This is a genomic window from uncultured Pelagibacterium sp. (assembly GCF_963972885.1).
Taxonomy (GTDB): domain Bacteria; phylum Pseudomonadota; class Alphaproteobacteria; order Rhizobiales; family Devosiaceae; genus Pelagibacterium; species Pelagibacterium nitratireducens.
In genome coordinates, this window is the sequence record NZ_CAXAXY010000074.1 from 1 (window position 1) to 13,933 (window position 13,933).

19 protein-coding genes are annotated in these 13,933 nt (G+C 60.4%); 8 read left to right on the plus strand and 11 right to left on the minus strand.

The window, feature by feature from the left end; genetic code table 11:
- From hisH to hisB, 3 genes are all read right to left on the minus strand, one after another.
- Window positions 1–427, minus strand: a 427-nt coding sequence (gene hisH, locus AACZ55_RS11890; RefSeq protein ID WP_339646330.1) for an imidazole glycerol phosphate synthase subunit HisH, incomplete at its 3' end; no start/stop codon positions are given.
- A 5-nt stretch (window positions 428–432) separates the two neighbouring features.
- Window positions 433–792 carry a hypothetical protein gene (locus AACZ55_RS11895; protein ID WP_339646332.1) on the minus strand — a complete coding sequence of 120 codons (360 nt, stop codon included), beginning with the start codon at window positions 790–792 and terminating at the stop codon, window positions 433–435.
- Between the two features lie 39 nt (window positions 793–831).
- Window positions 832–1,428 (minus strand): imidazoleglycerol-phosphate dehydratase HisB, encoded by a 597-nt coding sequence (gene hisB, locus AACZ55_RS11900; RefSeq protein WP_339646334.1) that lies wholly within the window; start codon window positions 1,426–1,428, stop codon window positions 832–834.
- A 142-nt stretch (window positions 1,429–1,570) separates the two neighbouring features.
- On the opposite strand from hisB, the gene hslV reads away from it, so the two are divergent.
- The 3 genes from hslV to hslU are packed head-to-tail and all read left to right on the plus strand — an operon-like array spanning window position 1,571 to window position 3,911.
- The gene (gene hslV, locus AACZ55_RS11905; protein WP_338608390.1) at window positions 1,571–2,098 is read left to right on the plus strand and encodes an ATP-dependent protease subunit HslV; all 528 of its coding nucleotides are present in this window, start codon (window positions 1,571–1,573) and stop codon (window positions 2,096–2,098) included.
- Window positions 2,095–2,601 (plus strand): GNAT family N-acetyltransferase, encoded by a 507-nt coding sequence (locus tag AACZ55_RS11910; protein WP_338608391.1) that lies wholly within the window; start codon window positions 2,095–2,097, stop codon window positions 2,599–2,601. Before hslV ends, AACZ55_RS11910 begins: the two co-directional genes overlap by 4 nt.
- Complete coding sequence (gene hslU / locus AACZ55_RS11915) at window positions 2,601–3,911, plus strand: ATP-dependent protease ATPase subunit HslU (protein WP_339646337.1); 1,311 nt, start codon at window positions 2,601–2,603, stop codon at window positions 3,909–3,911. The genes AACZ55_RS11910 and hslU overlap by 1 nt, the downstream gene beginning before the upstream one ends.
- A gap of 66 nt (window positions 3,912–3,977) precedes the next feature.
- On the opposite strand, the gene AACZ55_RS11920 is transcribed toward hslU, so the two are convergent.
- The 4 genes from AACZ55_RS11920 to AACZ55_RS11935 are packed head-to-tail and all read right to left on the minus strand — an operon-like array spanning window position 3,978 to window position 6,089.
- Complete coding sequence (locus AACZ55_RS11920; protein ID WP_339646339.1) at window positions 3,978–4,379, minus strand: VOC family protein; 402 nt, start codon at window positions 4,377–4,379, stop codon at window positions 3,978–3,980.
- Window positions 4,376–4,744, minus strand: coding sequence for a helix-turn-helix transcriptional regulator (locus tag AACZ55_RS11925; RefSeq protein ID WP_339646341.1), 369 nt, complete (start codon window positions 4,742–4,744; stop codon window positions 4,376–4,378). The genes AACZ55_RS11920 and AACZ55_RS11925 overlap by 4 nt, the downstream gene beginning before the upstream one ends.
- Window positions 4,741–5,352 (minus strand): Smr/MutS family protein, encoded by a 612-nt coding sequence (locus AACZ55_RS11930; RefSeq protein WP_339646343.1) that lies wholly within the window; start codon window positions 5,350–5,352, stop codon window positions 4,741–4,743. Before AACZ55_RS11930 ends, AACZ55_RS11925 begins: the two co-directional genes overlap by 4 nt.
- A gap of 20 nt (window positions 5,353–5,372) precedes the next feature.
- Complete coding sequence (locus AACZ55_RS11935; RefSeq protein WP_338608396.1) at window positions 5,373–6,089, minus strand: Tim44/TimA family putative adaptor protein; 717 nt, start codon at window positions 6,087–6,089, stop codon at window positions 5,373–5,375.
- Window positions 6,090–6,316: 227 nt separating this feature from the next.
- Here AACZ55_RS11935 and AACZ55_RS11940 point away from each other — a divergent pair, with 227 nt between their 5' ends.
- Window positions 6,317–6,745: an FxsA family protein gene (locus AACZ55_RS11940; protein ID WP_339646344.1), complete on the plus strand. Its 429-nt coding sequence runs from the start codon at window positions 6,317–6,319 to the stop codon at window positions 6,743–6,745.
- Window positions 6,746–6,968: 223 nt separating this feature from the next.
- Window positions 6,969–7,502 (plus strand): protein-export chaperone SecB, encoded by a 534-nt coding sequence (gene secB / locus AACZ55_RS11945; RefSeq protein WP_338608398.1) that lies wholly within the window; start codon window positions 6,969–6,971, stop codon window positions 7,500–7,502.
- A gap of 77 nt (window positions 7,503–7,579) precedes the next feature.
- Here secB and dnaQ read toward each other — a convergent pair whose 3' ends face one another.
- From dnaQ to AACZ55_RS11965, 4 genes are read right to left on the minus strand one after another with little or no spacing between them, the layout of a single operon-like run.
- Window positions 7,580–8,287: a DNA polymerase III subunit epsilon gene (dnaQ, locus tag AACZ55_RS11950; protein WP_338610773.1), complete on the minus strand. Its 708-nt coding sequence runs from the start codon at window positions 8,285–8,287 to the stop codon at window positions 7,580–7,582.
- 5 nt (window positions 8,288–8,292) lie between these two features.
- Window positions 8,293–8,886 (minus strand): dephospho-CoA kinase, encoded by a 594-nt coding sequence (gene coaE, locus AACZ55_RS11955; protein ID WP_339646346.1) that lies wholly within the window; start codon window positions 8,884–8,886, stop codon window positions 8,293–8,295.
- A gap of 22 nt (window positions 8,887–8,908) precedes the next feature.
- On the minus strand, window positions 8,909–9,736 hold the full coding sequence (locus tag AACZ55_RS11960) for a shikimate dehydrogenase (protein WP_339646348.1): 828 nt from the start codon (window positions 9,734–9,736) through the stop codon (window positions 8,909–8,911).
- Window positions 9,733–10,335: a Maf family protein gene (locus AACZ55_RS11965; RefSeq protein WP_339646350.1), complete on the minus strand. Its 603-nt coding sequence runs from the start codon at window positions 10,333–10,335 to the stop codon at window positions 9,733–9,735. The genes AACZ55_RS11960 and AACZ55_RS11965 overlap by 4 nt, the downstream gene beginning before the upstream one ends.
- 465 nt (window positions 10,336–10,800) lie before the next feature.
- Here AACZ55_RS11965 and hemE point away from each other — a divergent pair, with 465 nt between their 5' ends.
- The 3 genes from hemE (at window position 10,801) to rho (ending at window position 13,718) form a co-directional block, all read left to right on the plus strand.
- On the plus strand, window positions 10,801–11,829 hold the full coding sequence (hemE, locus tag AACZ55_RS11970) for a uroporphyrinogen decarboxylase (RefSeq protein WP_339646354.1): 1,029 nt from the start codon (window positions 10,801–10,803) through the stop codon (window positions 11,827–11,829).
- Between the two features lie 27 nt (window positions 11,830–11,856).
- Complete coding sequence (hemJ, locus tag AACZ55_RS11975; protein WP_339646352.1) at window positions 11,857–12,285, plus strand: protoporphyrinogen oxidase HemJ; 429 nt, start codon at window positions 11,857–11,859, stop codon at window positions 12,283–12,285.
- A gap of 167 nt (window positions 12,286–12,452) precedes the next feature.
- A complete protein-coding gene (rho, locus tag AACZ55_RS11980; protein ID WP_338608403.1) occupies window positions 12,453–13,718 on the plus strand; it encodes a transcription termination factor Rho in 1,266 nt (421 codons plus the stop codon).
- Window positions 13,719–13,933: the final 215 nt, after the last annotated feature.

A 13,933-nucleotide genomic window follows, 5' to 3' on the forward strand; every position in this document is an offset into this window, starting at 1 on the left:
GCAGGGCATGGGGACGGGAAACGCTCAGCGTGTTCCAGCCCATATGCGGCACCTTGAGTGCGGGGTCTGAGGGCTCGATCGTTTCGATGGCGCCGGCGATCCAGTCCAGCCCTTTCGTTTCGATCTTTTCGCGACCGACGCTGGCTAAAAGCTGCATGCCCACGCAGACGCCCAGGAACGGTGTGCCGCCGGCCATCACCTTTTCATTGAGCACGTCGTGCATCCCCGGCACCGCATCGAGCCCGGCCATGCAATCGGCAAAGGCGCCGACGCCGGGCAGGACGATCCGGTCGGCCTTGCGGACAAGATCGGCATCGGAGGTGACGATGATCTCGGCCCCGGTTCCCTCGGCGGCACGGGCGAAGGCCTTTTGCGCCGATTTGAGATTGCCGGCGCCATAATCGATGATTGCAACGGTTTGGCTCATGGGCGCTATCCGTAGTTTCGGTTCAACCAAATCCGCTCGGCAGAGACGGTGCTGTCGGCTGCAAGTTCGCCGCTGGGGATCCAGTTGCGGCCTTCCAGTGCGCGGCCGGCGATCGACGCGGCTGCAAAGCCGGTCCACAGCGCAAAGATCAGATAAAGAAGCACTGCAAGTTCATCCCCGAATTGGGGCGCGAGCATAACAAGGCCAAGCGTCACCACAAGCCAGAGCACAAGATAGGCCATGGCGCCGCGGGCGAGCGCCCAGATCGGCGCAAACAGAAAGGCCGCCCAACTGAACTTCTCGGGCAGAACCCAAATGGCGTCGGGGCCGTTTTCCGGCTTGGCGTAGATTGTATAGAGGGTCATGAGACCGGTCCGTAACGGGGCCTTGCCCCAGCCTAAATCCTACAACACGCCCTTGGTCGAGGGCACCTGATCGGCAGCGCGGGTGTCGATTTCGACCGCCTGACGCAACGCGCGCGCCAAAGCCTTGAACAGGCTTTCGGCGATATGGTGGTTGTTGTCGCCATAGTGGGTTTCGGCGTGCAGCGTGATCCCGGCATTGATGGCAATCGCCTGGAAAAACTCGCGCACCAGTTCTGTATCGAAAGTGCCGATCGTGGGTGATGTGAACTGGACGCGCCAGACAAGGAACGGCCGGCCCGAAACATCGAGCGCCACCGTGGATTTGGTGCCGTCCATGACCAGGTCGCACGCCCCGTAGCGGACAATGCCTTTCTTGTCGCCCAGCGCATCCTTGAGCGCCTGACCGATGGCAATGCCCACATCCTCGACCGTGTGGTGATCGTCGATGTGCAGATCGCCCTTGGCGTGGATCGCCATGTCGATCAGGGAATGGCGCGAAAGCTGGTCGAGCATGTGATCGAAAAAGCCGACCCCGGTTTCGATCTGCCGCACGCCATTGCCATCGAGATCGACGGCGACGGCGATCTCGGTCTCGTTGGTCTTGCGATCGAGCTTTGCCTTGCGCATTGGGTCCATCCCCTGGGAAACTCGGGCCTTGCATTAACAGCTTGAGGGGCGGCGGGAAAGCCCGGCATGGTGCCCTCGCATTGCATTTAGCCCAGCCAATCCTAAATAAAGGCCAACACGCGTTTTAATGTGAAAGGCATTTGAGTTTCAAATGACGACAATCGTTTCAGTACGCAAGGGCAATCAGGTCGTGGTGGCGGGTGACGGGCAGGTCTCACTCGGCCAGACCGTCATGAAACATTCCGCCAGGAAGGTCCGTCGGCTGGCAGGCGGCTCGGTGATCGCCGGATTTGCCGGCGCAACCGCCGACGCCTTCACACTTTCCGAGCGGCTCGAAGCCAAGCTCGAACAATATCCCGGCCAGTTGATGCGCGCCTGCGTGGAGCTGGCCAAGGACTGGCGCACCGATCGGTATCTGCGCCGGCTCGAAGCCATGATGATCGTGGTCGACAAGTCCGATTCGCTGATCCTGACCGGGACTGGTGATGTTCTGTCCCCCGAGGACGGGATCGCGGCCATCGGCTCGGGAGGCAATTATGCCCTTTCGGCAGCGCGGGCGCTCATCGACAGCGACAAGAGTGCCGAAGATATCGCCCGCAGATCGATGGCGATCGCCGCCGATATCTGCGTTTACACCAATGCCGATGTGACGGTCGAAACGATCGAGCTCGAATCTTGAGCCTTTCGATCCGCCAGATTGGACCTGATGAGGCCGAGGCCTATCGGACGATCAGGCTGATCGCGCTGGAGGGCGATCCGGCATCGTTTGCATCGGACGTCCAGACCGAGCGGGATCGCCCGCTCGACTGGTATGCGCAAGGCACGCGCGACGCGGCGATCTTTGTGGCGTTCGAAGACGATCGACCGGTAGGGATGGCGGGATTGTTCGTTTCCGACCGGGACAAGACCAGCCATATCGGAACGATATTCGGCGTTTACGTTCTCCCCCAATACCGGAGGGCCGGGCTGGCGGTCGCACTGATGGACACCGTAATCGCCCGTGCGAAAACCAAGGCCCGGCAGGTTCATCTCGGCGTCGCCGTGGACAATTGCGCCGCCCTCAAACTCTATCATCGGCTCGGTTTCCAGACCTATGGCACCGAGCCGCGCGCCCTCAATGTCGATGGGCGTTTCATCGACGAGCACCTGATGGTGCGGTTTCTGGACAAAGAAGACAGATAATGACTGAGAGAAGTTTTTCCCCCCGCGAGATCGTTTCCGAGCTTGACCGCTACATCGTCGGGCAGTCCGACGCCAAGCGGGCCGTGGCCATTGCGCTGCGCAACCGCTGGCGCCGTCAGCAATTGCCCGAGGATATCCGCCGCGAGGTTTCCCCCAAGAACATCCTGATGATCGGGCCGACCGGCGTGGGCAAGACCGAAATTTCACGTCGCCTCGCCCGGCTGGCCCAGGCGCCCTTCGTCAAGGTCGAAGCCACCAAGTTCACCGAGGTTGGCTATGTGGGCCGCGACGTCGAGCAGATGATCCGCGATCTTGTCGAAGCCGGCATCGTGATCCTCAAGGACCGCAAGCGGGCCGAAGTGAAGGCCAAGGCTCATCTCAACGCCGAGGAGCGGGTGATCGACGCGCTGGTGGGGCAGTCGGCGACGCCCTCGACCCGCGAGGCATTCCGCAAAAAGCTGCGCGACAACGAACTCGACGACAAGGAAATCGAGATCGAGGTGCCCGCCACTTCGGGCATGCCGATGTTCGATATTCCCGGCATGCCGGGCGCCGGGGCGGGGATGATCAACCTGTCCGACATGTTCGGCAAGGCGTTCGGCGGCAAGACCCAGAAGCGCAGCGTCAAGGTCAAGGACAGCTACGAAATCCTCATCAATCAGGAGGCCGACAAGCTGCTCGATCAGGACAAGATCAATGCCGAGGCCATCGAGCTGGTGGAAAATCACGGCATCGTCTTTATCGACGAGATCGACAAGGTGGCTGCCAAGGAAGGCGGAGTGACCGGTGGGCCGAGCCGGGAAGGCGTGCAGCGCGATCTGTTGCCGCTGATCGAAGGCACCACGGTTTCGACCAAATACGGTCCGGTCAACACCGACCATATCCTGTTCATCGCCTCGGGCGCCTTCCACGTTTCAAAGCCGTCCGATCTTCTGCCCGAACTTCAGGGCCGCCTGCCCATCCGGGTGGAGTTGCGCGCCCTGACGCGCGAGGATTTCATCAAGATCCTCTCGGACACCGAATATTCGCTGATCCGGCAATATGTGGCGCTGATGGGCACTGAAGGGGTGACGCTCGAATTTACCCCTGACGCCATCGAGGAAGTGGCCAGCATCGCGGTCTCGGTCAATTCCACCATCGAAAACATCGGCGCCCGGCGTCTGCAGACTGTGCTGGAAAAACTTGTCGAGGACATCTCGTTTGAAGCCCCCGACAAGTCCGGAACCACTCTGACCATCGATGGCGAGCGTGTGCGCGAGACCGTGGGCAAGATGGCCGGCGATACCGATCTGAGCCGGTATATTCTTTAAGGAGCGCCCCGAGCCACCACACATCCATCCTCTCCCCGACCGGGGAGGGGATGGGCGGGCCGGAACCTAGCGGCGCGGTTCGATGAGGTCCCACAGATTGCCGAATGCGTCCTCGAAAACGGCGACTATTCCATAGTCCTCGTTTCGGGGTGGCTCGCGAAACTTAACGCCCCTGGCACTATAGAGCGCGTGGTCAGCGGCAAAATCGCTGGTGTGAAGAAACAGAAAGACCCGGCCACCGGCCTGGTCGCCGATCGCGGTCTCCTGGCGCGAGCCTACCGCACGGGCCAGAAGCAGGCAAAATCCTGAGCCGTCGCCTGGGCTGACACGCACCCAGCGCTTGCCGTTTTCCAGCGGGGTGTCTTCGCAGAGCGTGAATCCCAGAATGCCACAGTAATAATCGATCCCGGCCTGATAATCTGGCACCAGGATAGAGACCATGGCGATGGTGCGCCGTGGATCGGTCATTGCCGTTTCACCGCCCTTTTCATGATTTCATCGCGGATCGCCTTGCAGTCCTCTGGAGACAAATTGCCCATTTCCCGACCCAGAACATTTGTCAATTCGGTCGCCTCGGGCGCCATGCCGGCGGTATCAATGGCCATTTTGGGGTCGGAGATTTCCGCCAGGCGCTGGATTTCCTCGGCCTCGTCCCAGATCACGTTGAAATAGGCGATCATGCGCTGCACCAGAAACCAGGTGGGCTTGCCGCGCTTGCCGTGTTCGAGGGCCGAGAGATAGGCGCTCGACACATTGAGGGCTTTGGCCATGTCCTTGAGCGCGATGCCGCGATCGGCGCGCAGCTTGCGCAATTTGGCTCCCAGCGGGGTCACATCTGCCTCTTGCGTTTGAGCCGGACATAAAGCGCGCCGCCTCCGCCATGGCTCTGGTGGGCGGGATCGATCCCGGCAACCATGGGGGCAAGCTCTTTGGCATTGAGCCAGAGCGGCACCATTTCGCGGAGCACGCCCTTTTGCTCGAGCTGCAGATATCCGGTCTTTTTGATTCCCTTGCCGGTGATGACAAGTACCGTCCTGTCGCCGCGCGCCGCGCGGGCAGGGATGAAGCGCTCAACGGCCGCGCGCGCCTGATCCTGGGTCATGCCGTGCAGATCAAGGGTTGCATCGATCGGTTCGTGCCCGCGCGCCAGCCGCCGCTTGAGATTGGGCTCGATCGATTTTTCCCAGGCCGGGACCTTGGACGCCGCGATCATCGGGCCGGCCGAGGGCAGGGGCGGACGAGCGAACCGCGGAGCGGTGTCGATGGGCCTGGCCGCTTCGGGCTCCTCGACTGCATTTTCGAGCGCTTCGAGCACGGCCTTGGGGTCGGTGCTCTTGCGCCGCAACAGCGGGTCGACTGTGTTGCCCACAGCATTCCACAGGTGCCAGTCGCGCACCGGCCCGGATTTTTTCGGGCGGGGTCCGGGCGGTTTGCGCGCCATGGCAAGTCTGCCTTTTTGGCCTAGTCGAGGTCGTTGGTCGCGACGAGCTTCCAGTTGGGATCGCGCGACCTTGTGTTGCGCATGAAGGTCCATTCGTCGGCGATCGCCACGACCTGGCCCGGCGTACCCTCGACGATCTCGCCTTCACGATCCTTGGTGATCGAAACCACTTCGGCGTCGATCCTGAGGGTAACGACGGCATTGCGCTTGTCGAGTTCGGCTTCGACGAACGCAATGTTGGAAAGGCCCACAAAGGTAAAGTCGACGGTATGACCCGCTGCTTCGCGTTCGGAGATGGCGCTGTCGAAACTGTCATAGACATCCTTGTCGAGCAGCATCTTCAAATTCTTGCGGTCACCCGACGCATAGGCCGAAACGATCATTTCGTAGGCCGATTTGGCGCCCTCGAGGAACTGCTTGGGTGAAAAGGCGGGATCGGCTGCCGCGATGGCGCGCAGCCCTTCTTCGATCTCGGTCTTGCCGGATCCGAATTTTTCGATCTCGGCTTCGAGCTTGCGCTGGACCCTTTCAGCCTCTTCGGCATCCTGGGGATTGCGCCGCGGCATCGGAACCACTGTATCGTCGTTGTCCGACTTGGTGCGCGATATCGACTCGTAGCGCGTCGAGGGCGGGCGCTCATTGCCGGTGCGGGTGCCCAGAACCGAGCGGAGACGCAGGAGCACTACGATGGCCACCACGATGACGATAAGGGTGGGAAAGTCGAGAAATTCGCCCATGAGTGAAATTCTGGCTCCAAAATGAAAGGTTCTGTCCACCGCCCGATCCGCAACACCAGTTGACTGGCGGGGGATCGGGGCGGTTCGCAATCTGGTTGTCGTGACCTATATATATGCAAACGCGCCCTGCAAACCAGTTTGCAGTGGCATTATTGTGATCGAAGGGTTTGCCCGGCACGATCGGTGCACGGTGGCGAACCCGACAAACCACAGGGAGCTTGCTCGGCGTGGGACGTTTCATACTTCTTGGAATTTTGCTGCTGCCATTTCTCGAAATCGCCGGATTCATCTGGGTTGGCGGGCAGATCGGTATTCTCTCGACCCTTGCCGCCATCGTCGGAACGGCCGTAGCCGGTGTCCTGATCGTCCGGTGGCAGGGGCTGGGCATGGTGCTCGACAGCCGGGCCATGATGGCGCGGGGCGAGATGCCACAGCGCCAGTTTGCTGAAATGATGATGATCGCGGTGGCGGGGCTGTTTCTTCTGGTCCCCGGTTTCATCACCGATGCCAGCGGCTTTGCGCTGCTCATCCCGCCGGTGCGGCACTGGCTTTACGGACAGATGAGCCGGAACATGGTGGTGGTCACCACCTATCGGCCCTCCCAGCCCGGTCCGGCCCATAAATCGATCGACCTCGACAATGACGATTACCGCTAATGCGGGTCGAGCAGAACGGAACCGGGTTTGCGGCTCGGACACGCGAGAAATCAAAGGTTTGGAGCCGGGGACTTGATTCAATCAGATCCTGACACGCTCCAGCCGATTTTGCGCGTCTGTGCGCCAAACCTTGTGAGCCGGCCACAAAAGTGCTAGCCAAACGGCAAATTTGCGGTCCTTGCCGGGCCGCTCTGGCGAACCGGAGATAGGGACATATTGGCCAATGGCTGACGACAACACAAACAACGATGCGGCCGCCGCCGCCGGGCCGGAAGGAACTGCCCCCGCTTTTGGTATCGTGGGACAGTATGTGCGCGACCTGAGCTTTGAGAATCCCAACGCACCGGCTTCGCTCGTGCCTGGACAGGTCAATCCCGGTTCCAACGTCAACATCAACGTTCAGGTCAAAAAGCAGGGCGATGACGTTTATGCCGTCGAAATCGGGCTCAACGTCAAGACCGAACGCGAGGGCACTGTGCTCTATGCGGTCGAGTTGGTCTATGGCGGCCTGTTCCGCACCCGCAACATACCCGAAAACCAGCTCGGCGCGCTCTTGATGGTCGAAGCGCCGCGGCTGATCTTCCCGTTCGCGCGTCAGGTTCTGGCCTCGACGATCCAGGCGGGCGGCTTTCCGCCGCTGTTGCTCGAGCCTGTCGATTTTCTTGCGCTTTACCGCCGCAATCTGGCAGCGGCAGCCGACAAGAACAAGACCGAGGGCACAGCCGACGCCACCGAGGTCAAGCCGACCGTCAACTGAGCAGTTTCAACCGCACAGATGCGAAAGCCCCGGGAAAACCGGGGCTTTTTTGTTTCCGGCCGGCAAAAAAGCCAGGCCTATTCGACCTCGACGTCCAGCGTTTCGTATTTGAGCCACACGGCGCTGTCCCCCATCTGAGCGATAAAGGCCGCATGTGCCAGCTTTTCTGGCGCCGTCAGGCGCGCAGGCAGGGGCGTGGGGCGCTGGCGGGCCGGCGGACGGGTTCCCGCCCCCCGTATCGAGGTTTCGGCCTCAGCGGACAGGGCAAGCGCCACCTGCCGGCCACCGATCAGCTCGAGATAGACTTCGGCAAGGATCTCGCTGTCGAGCAGCGCGCCGTGCAAGCTGCGGCGTGAATTGTCGATGCCGTAATGCTTGCACAGGGCATCGAGGCTGACGCGGGCGCCGGGGTGAATCTTTCTGGCCAGCATCACCGTGTCGATGACTTCATTGGCAAGGCGCCCGCGGCCGGCCGCTTCGAGCTCGGCGTTCAAGAACCCCATGTCAAAGGGCGCATTGTGGATGATGAGGGTGTCTTCGCCGACAAAGTCGGCAAAGGCCTGCGCCACCTCGGCGAATTTGGGCTTGTCGCGCAGGAAGTCTTCGGACAGCCCGTGCACGCGAAACGCCTCTTCGGGCATGTCGCGCTCGGGATTGATATAGACATGGTAGTGACGGCCGGTCGGAACGTGGTTGATCAGCTCGACGCAGCCGATTTCCACCAGCCTGTCGCCATTGGCCGCCGAAAGGCCGGTGGTTTCGGTGTCGAGGACGATTTCGCGCAAAAGGCTCATGCCCGGACCTCTTCAAGCAGGGCGTCGATGACGGCATCGGTGCGCGCGATGGTGTCGTCTATGGTTCCCGAGGTATCGATGGCGTAATCGGCCCTTGCCCGTTTTTCGTCCTGGCTGAGTTGGCGCGAGAGGATGAAATCGAGCTTTTCGCTGCTCATGCCCGGGCGGGCAAGCACCCGCTGGCGCTGGATCTGGGGATCACAATGGATGGTCACGACCTTGTCGATGGAATATTTGACGCCGGTTTCAAAAAACAGCGGGATTTCGATGACGGCCAGATCATGGCCTGCCGCTTCTACCTCGTCCATGAATTCAAGCGCCTTTTCGCGCACCATCGGGTGGATGACTTCCTCGAGTTCGGAAATCCGGTGGGGTTCTGCCGCAATCGCGGCGCTGAGCGCTTTGCGATCCACCATGCCGTCGCGCACGGTGCCGGGGAAAAGCGTCTCGACCAGCGCTGCGGCCTGTCCGGCGTAAAGTTCGTGGACGGCCTGGTCTGCCGAATAGGTTGGAAAACCCCGCTCGCCAAAGCGGGCAAGCACTGTCGATTTCCCCGTGGCGATGGAACCGGTGACCACAACGCGCAGCATTTTTCCCTCGAAAACTTCTCTCTTACTGCCCGAGTGCGGCCAGAACACGGTTTCTGAGCGTTTCGGTTACGGCCGGCGCGACGCCGAACCACGCGCGAAACCCCGGAACCGCCTGATGGAGCAACATACCCAGCCCATCGACGCTGGCAAACCCCTCGGCCCGGGCCTGGGCCAAAAGGGGGGTAATGAGCGGTGTATAAACGATATCTGTGACCACCGCCCCCTGCGCCAGAGGCGACAGATCGAGCCCATTGAACTGTGTGCCCTTCATGCCGACCGCGCTCGTGTTGACGAGCAGCCCCGCGCCCGCCATTCGCGAGCCGATCTCAGAAAGCGGCCCCGGCACGATCGTCGGGCCGAATTCGTCTGCCAGCGCCCGGGCCCGGCCCAATGTGCGGTTGATGAGCTCTATACGCGGCACGCCGCGGTCGACCAGGGCGGCCAGGATGGCCCGCGATGCGCCGCCGGCCCCGATCACCACCGCCGATCCAAGCGCCTCGTCCCAGCCCGATGCCTGGGCATCGAGATTGGCGAGAAACCCTATATAATCGGTGTTCGTTCCCCAGATCTTGCCGTTGTCGGCCACCAGGGTATTGACCGCACCGATCCGTCTGGCCAGCGGATCGACCTCATCGATCAGCCCCATCACCGCTTCCTTGTGGGGGATGGTGACATTGCCGCCCACGAATTCACCCGCGCGCAGCCGGGCTACCAAGCCGGCAAGATCGGACGGCGCAATTTCGATCGCTTCATAGCTGGCCTCGAGCCCATGCTCGGCAATCCAGCTCTGATGGATCAGGGGGGATTTGGAATGGGCGATGGGGTGACCGATGACAAAGGCTTTTTTCATGATCCCGGCTCAAAGCTTTCCGGCGCATGCTGTTCGAGCGCTGCCAGAAGCGGCAGAAGCGGCAGGCCCAGAATGGTGAAATAATCGCCCTCGATGCTCTCGAACAGGCGGATCGAGGGCCCTTCGAGCCTATAGGCAGCGACCGAATCAAAAATTGCCTCGCCCTCGAGATCGAGCACGCGATCAACGGTTTTTCGGGTAAAGGACTTAAAGGTCAGCACCGCGGTTTCGACAGTGCTCCAGACGATTTTTCCCCCGCGGGCCAGCGCAACACCGGAATGGAGCTGATGGGACTTGCCCGCCATGGCCATCAGCCGCTCGGCGGCATCTTCGCGGTCAAGCGGCTTGTGGAGGCCCTGGTCCTGGAAAGCAATCGTCTGATCGGCCCCGATCACAAGCGCCTGGGGTGTCATGGCGCTGACGGCAAGCGCCTTGGCCTGTGCCAAAAGAGATGCAAGGCCCGCGCGATTCTCGCCGCGGGTCAAGGCCGCCTGTTCGATTTCACGCTCGTCGACCCCGGCGCTGGCCACCGAAAACCGCAAGCCCGCGTTCTCGAGAAGGCTTTTCCGCGTTGTGCTTTTGGAGGCAAGGATCAACATGGCCGGGCTTTTGCGATTGGAGACGGAACGAGCTTTTCCACATGCGCTCTCACAGTTAAAGCCCATTTCGAGTTCCGGCCGTGCGGGGGCGAAGTTTTCCCCAAAGGGCGATAATGGGTTAACAGTTGGTGAACTGGGGACAGCGCAGCCGGCCTGGGGACAAGACCGGGGAAAACCGTTCGCTGCGGCACCGGCTCAACGTTAATCTTTCATTAAGGATGTGCACAGGCGATCTCTTAACGAAACGTTAACGAGACCGGCGCGCCCTGATCTTTCGTCCCCGTTTTTCCGACAGGGTCCACACCCGTTCTGCCGCGCGAAACTGACGCAAGCCGATTTGGACGGGCCCGGTTGTGGGCTCGAAACAATTGGTGCAAAACACAGCTATAAAGAAGAAGAAGACTCTTAAAGACAGATTCCTTACAGACCGAAGAGTTCCGGCAATTGCAGTCTCCCTCACCCAAAATTCCAAGCGGAAAGCCGCTTCTCGATGCAGCGCATGGGATTCGGCAAAACCGCCCCCCTGTCTGGATCATGCGCCAGGCGGGACGCTACCTTCCCGAATATCGTGAGGTGCGCGAAAAGGCCGGAAGCTTTCTCGATCTTTGCTATTCGCCTGCTCTTGCCACCGAAGTCACGCTCCAGCCGTTACGCCGGTTCGATCTTGATGCGGCGATCCTTTTTTCCGATATCCTGGTGATCCCCCATGCGCTGGGCCAGGATGTCCGCTTTGCGCCGGGTGAGGGACCCATCCTCGATCCGATCGACGAGACCACGATTGCAACGCTCAGGCCGGAAAAGGCTCTGGACAATCTCGAGAAGGTCCTTGAAGCGATTGATCGGATCAAGCTGGCTCTGAGCGAGAACAAGACGTTGATCGGGTTCTGTGGCGCCCCCTGGACGGTAGCAACCTACATGATCGGCGGCCGCGGCTCGCCCGACCAGGCTGCGGCGCGCCTGTTTGCGCTCCACCACCCGAAGGCCTTTGCCGCGCTGATCGATATTCTTGTCGAGGTTTCGGCCCAATACCTTGTCGCCCAGTTTCGCGCCGGAGCGGACATGGTGCAGCTTTTTGAAAGCTGGGCGCTCAACCTCGATGAAGACGCCTTTCGTACCCATGTGATCGAACCCAACCGGCGGATCGTCGAAAAGGTGCGCAGTTTTGTTCCCGATGCCCCGATCACCGGATTTCCGCGCGGCGCGGCAGGCATGCTTGCCGAATATGCGCAAAGGACGGGGGTGAGCGTGTTGGGGCTCGATTTTGCTACGCCTCTGGCTTTCGCGTCATCGAACCTGCCCAAAACGTTGCCCGTACAGGGCAATCTCGATCCCCTGCGACTGGTTGCGGGCGGCGCGCAGATGGAAGAGCGCACCAACGCGATCATCGAGGCGTTTTCCGACCGGCCGCATATCTTCAATCTGGGCCATGGCATTGTGCCGCAAACCCCGATTGCACATGTTTCACGCCTTGTCGATGTCGTTCACGGGCGCTAAGCAGGCGCATGATCAAGGGAGAGCACGATGCTGGAATGGGTCAAGGCGCTTCACGTGATTTCGGTCATCGCCTGGATGGCGGGAATGCTCTATCTGCCGCGGCTGTTCGTCTATCACGCCGACGCCGAAAAAGGTTCTGCCCAGTCTGAAACCTTCAAGGTGATGGAGCGCCGGCTCTACCGGGCCATCATGACGCCCGCGATGATTGCCACCTGGGTGTTCGGGCTCTGGATGATCCACCTTTACGGCATGGGCATTTTCGCCATGGGCTGGATCTGGGTCAAACTGGCTTTCGTTTTTACCCTTTCCGGCTTTCACGGCTTTCTGGGCAAAAACCTGCGGGCCTTTGCCGGCGACGAGAATGCGCGGCCGGCCAAATTCTTCCGCGCCATCAACGAAGTGCCCACGGTGATGATGATCGTCATCGTCATCATGGTGATCGTAAAGCCATTCTAGCCCCTTTGGCCGTCAGGGTTCCGGTTGTGCTTGCAATGGACGCCCTGAATGGTTTATGAGAAGCGGGCAACTCACCCGTTCGCGGTGAGATGGGTGGCAAATTGCTCCGCCCCGCTTCTCCCTCCTTTTTTAAGTTTATCCCGACCATCCCCCTAAGAAGGCTGATCATGGAATTCATGAAGCTCAGGGACCTCAAGGCCAAATCACCGGCCGAGTTGCAGTCCTTTGCCGAAGAGCTCGACGTCGAAAATGCCAATACACTGCGCAAGCAGGAATTGATGTTCGCCATCCTCAAGCAATTGGCGACCCGCGATGTGGAAATAACCGGCGAAGGCGTTGTCGAGGTCCTGCCCGATGGTTTCGGCTTCCTGCGCTCTCCCGATGCCAATTATCTGCCCGGTCCTGACGACATCTATGTCAGCCCCTCCCAGATTCGCCGTTTCGGGCTGCGCACCGGCGACACGGTCGAAGGCCAGATCCGCTCTCCCAAGGAAGGCGAGCGCTATTTTGCGCTGCTCAAGGTCAACACAATCAATTTCGAGGACCCCGAACGGGTCCGCCACAAGATCAATTTCGACAACCTCACCCCGCTCTATCCCGATGAGCGGCTGAACATGGAACTTGCCGATCCCACAACCAAGGATCGCTCGGCCCGCGTCATCGATCTGGTTGCACCGCTCGGCAAGGGCCAGCGCGCCCTGATCGTTGCTCCGCCGCGTACCGGTAAAACGGTATTGTTGCAAAATATTGCACAATCGATCGCCACCAATCATCCCGAATGCTATCTGATCGTGCTTCTGATCGACGAACGTCCCGAAGAAGTGACCGACATGCAGCGCTCGGTGAAGGGGGAAGTGATTTCCTCGACCTTTGACGAGCCGGCTTCGCGTCACGTTCAAGTTGCTGAAATGGTTATCGAAAAGGCCAAGCGACTTGTCGAGCACAAACGCGACGTCGTAATTCTCCTCGATTCGATCACGCGCCTTGGCCGTGCCTACAACACAGTCGTTCCATCATCGGGCAAGGTTTTGACCGGTGGTGTGGATGCCAATGCGCTTCAGCGTCCCAAGCGCTTTTTCGGTGCGGCGCGCAATATCGAGGACGGTGGCTCGCTGACCATCATTTCGACGGCGCTGATCGACACCGGCAGCCGTATGGACGAGGTGATCTTTGAAGAGTTCAAGGGTACGGGCAACTCCGAAATCGTGCTTGACCGCAAGGTTTCCGACAAGCGCGTCTTCCCGGCCATCGACGTTACAAAGTCGGGCACCCGCAAGGAAGAACTGCTGGTCGAATCCGATATCTTGCGCAAGATGTATGTTCTGCGCCGGATCCTCAATCCGATGGGCACCGTCGATGCCATGGAATTCCTGCTCGACAAGCTGCGGCAGACCAAGACAAATGCCGAGTTCTTCGAGTCGATGAACACCTGATTTCGGCCCGCTTCGGCTACATTTTTTGAGGCCGCGCGTGGCGTTGACACGGCGCGGCCTTGCTGCATTCTGACCCCGGAATGACTTTGATGCAGACCAGCACAACCATTGCCGCGCTATCCACGGGCAGCCTGCCTTCAGGCGTTGCAATTATCAGGCTGTCCGGTCCAAAGACCTTTGCGGCGGTCGAGGCTCTGTGCGGCAGTCTGCCGGCG

Coding starts and splice junctions, on each gene's coding strand:
- AACZ55_RS11895 (WP_339646332.1), bottom strand. CDS start 792: ATGACCCTCTATACAATCTACGCCAAGCCGGAAAACGGCCCCGACGCC.
- hisB (WP_339646334.1), bottom strand. CDS start 1,428: ATGGACCCAATGCGCAAGGCAAAGCTCGATCGCAAGACCAACGAGACC.
- hslV (WP_338608390.1), top strand. CDS start 1,571: ATGACGACAATCGTTTCAGTACGCAAGGGCAATCAGGTCGTGGTGGCG.
- hslU (WP_339646337.1), top strand. CDS start 2,601: ATGACTGAGAGAAGTTTTTCCCCCCGCGAGATCGTTTCCGAGCTTGAC.
- AACZ55_RS11920 (WP_339646339.1), bottom strand. CDS start 4,379: ATGACCGATCCACGGCGCACCATCGCCATGGTCTCTATCCTGGTGCCA.
- AACZ55_RS11930 (WP_339646343.1), bottom strand. CDS start 5,352: ATGGCGCGCAAACCGCCCGGACCCCGCCCGAAAAAATCCGGGCCGGTG.
- AACZ55_RS11935 (WP_338608396.1), bottom strand. CDS start 6,089: ATGGGCGAATTTCTCGACTTTCCCACCCTTATCGTCATCGTGGTGGCC.
- secB (WP_338608398.1), top strand. CDS start 6,969: ATGGCTGACGACAACACAAACAACGATGCGGCCGCCGCCGCCGGGCCG.
- coaE (WP_339646346.1), bottom strand. CDS start 8,886: ATGCTGCGCGTTGTGGTCACCGGTTCCATCGCCACGGGGAAATCGACA.
- AACZ55_RS11960 (WP_339646348.1), bottom strand. CDS start 9,736: ATGAAAAAAGCCTTTGTCATCGGTCACCCCATCGCCCATTCCAAATCC.
- AACZ55_RS11965 (WP_339646350.1), bottom strand. CDS start 10,335: ATGTTGATCCTTGCCTCCAAAAGCACAACGCGGAAAAGCCTTCTCGAG.
- hemJ (WP_339646352.1), top strand. CDS start 11,857: ATGCTGGAATGGGTCAAGGCGCTTCACGTGATTTCGGTCATCGCCTGG.
- rho (WP_338608403.1), top strand. CDS start 12,453: ATGGAATTCATGAAGCTCAGGGACCTCAAGGCCAAATCACCGGCCGAG.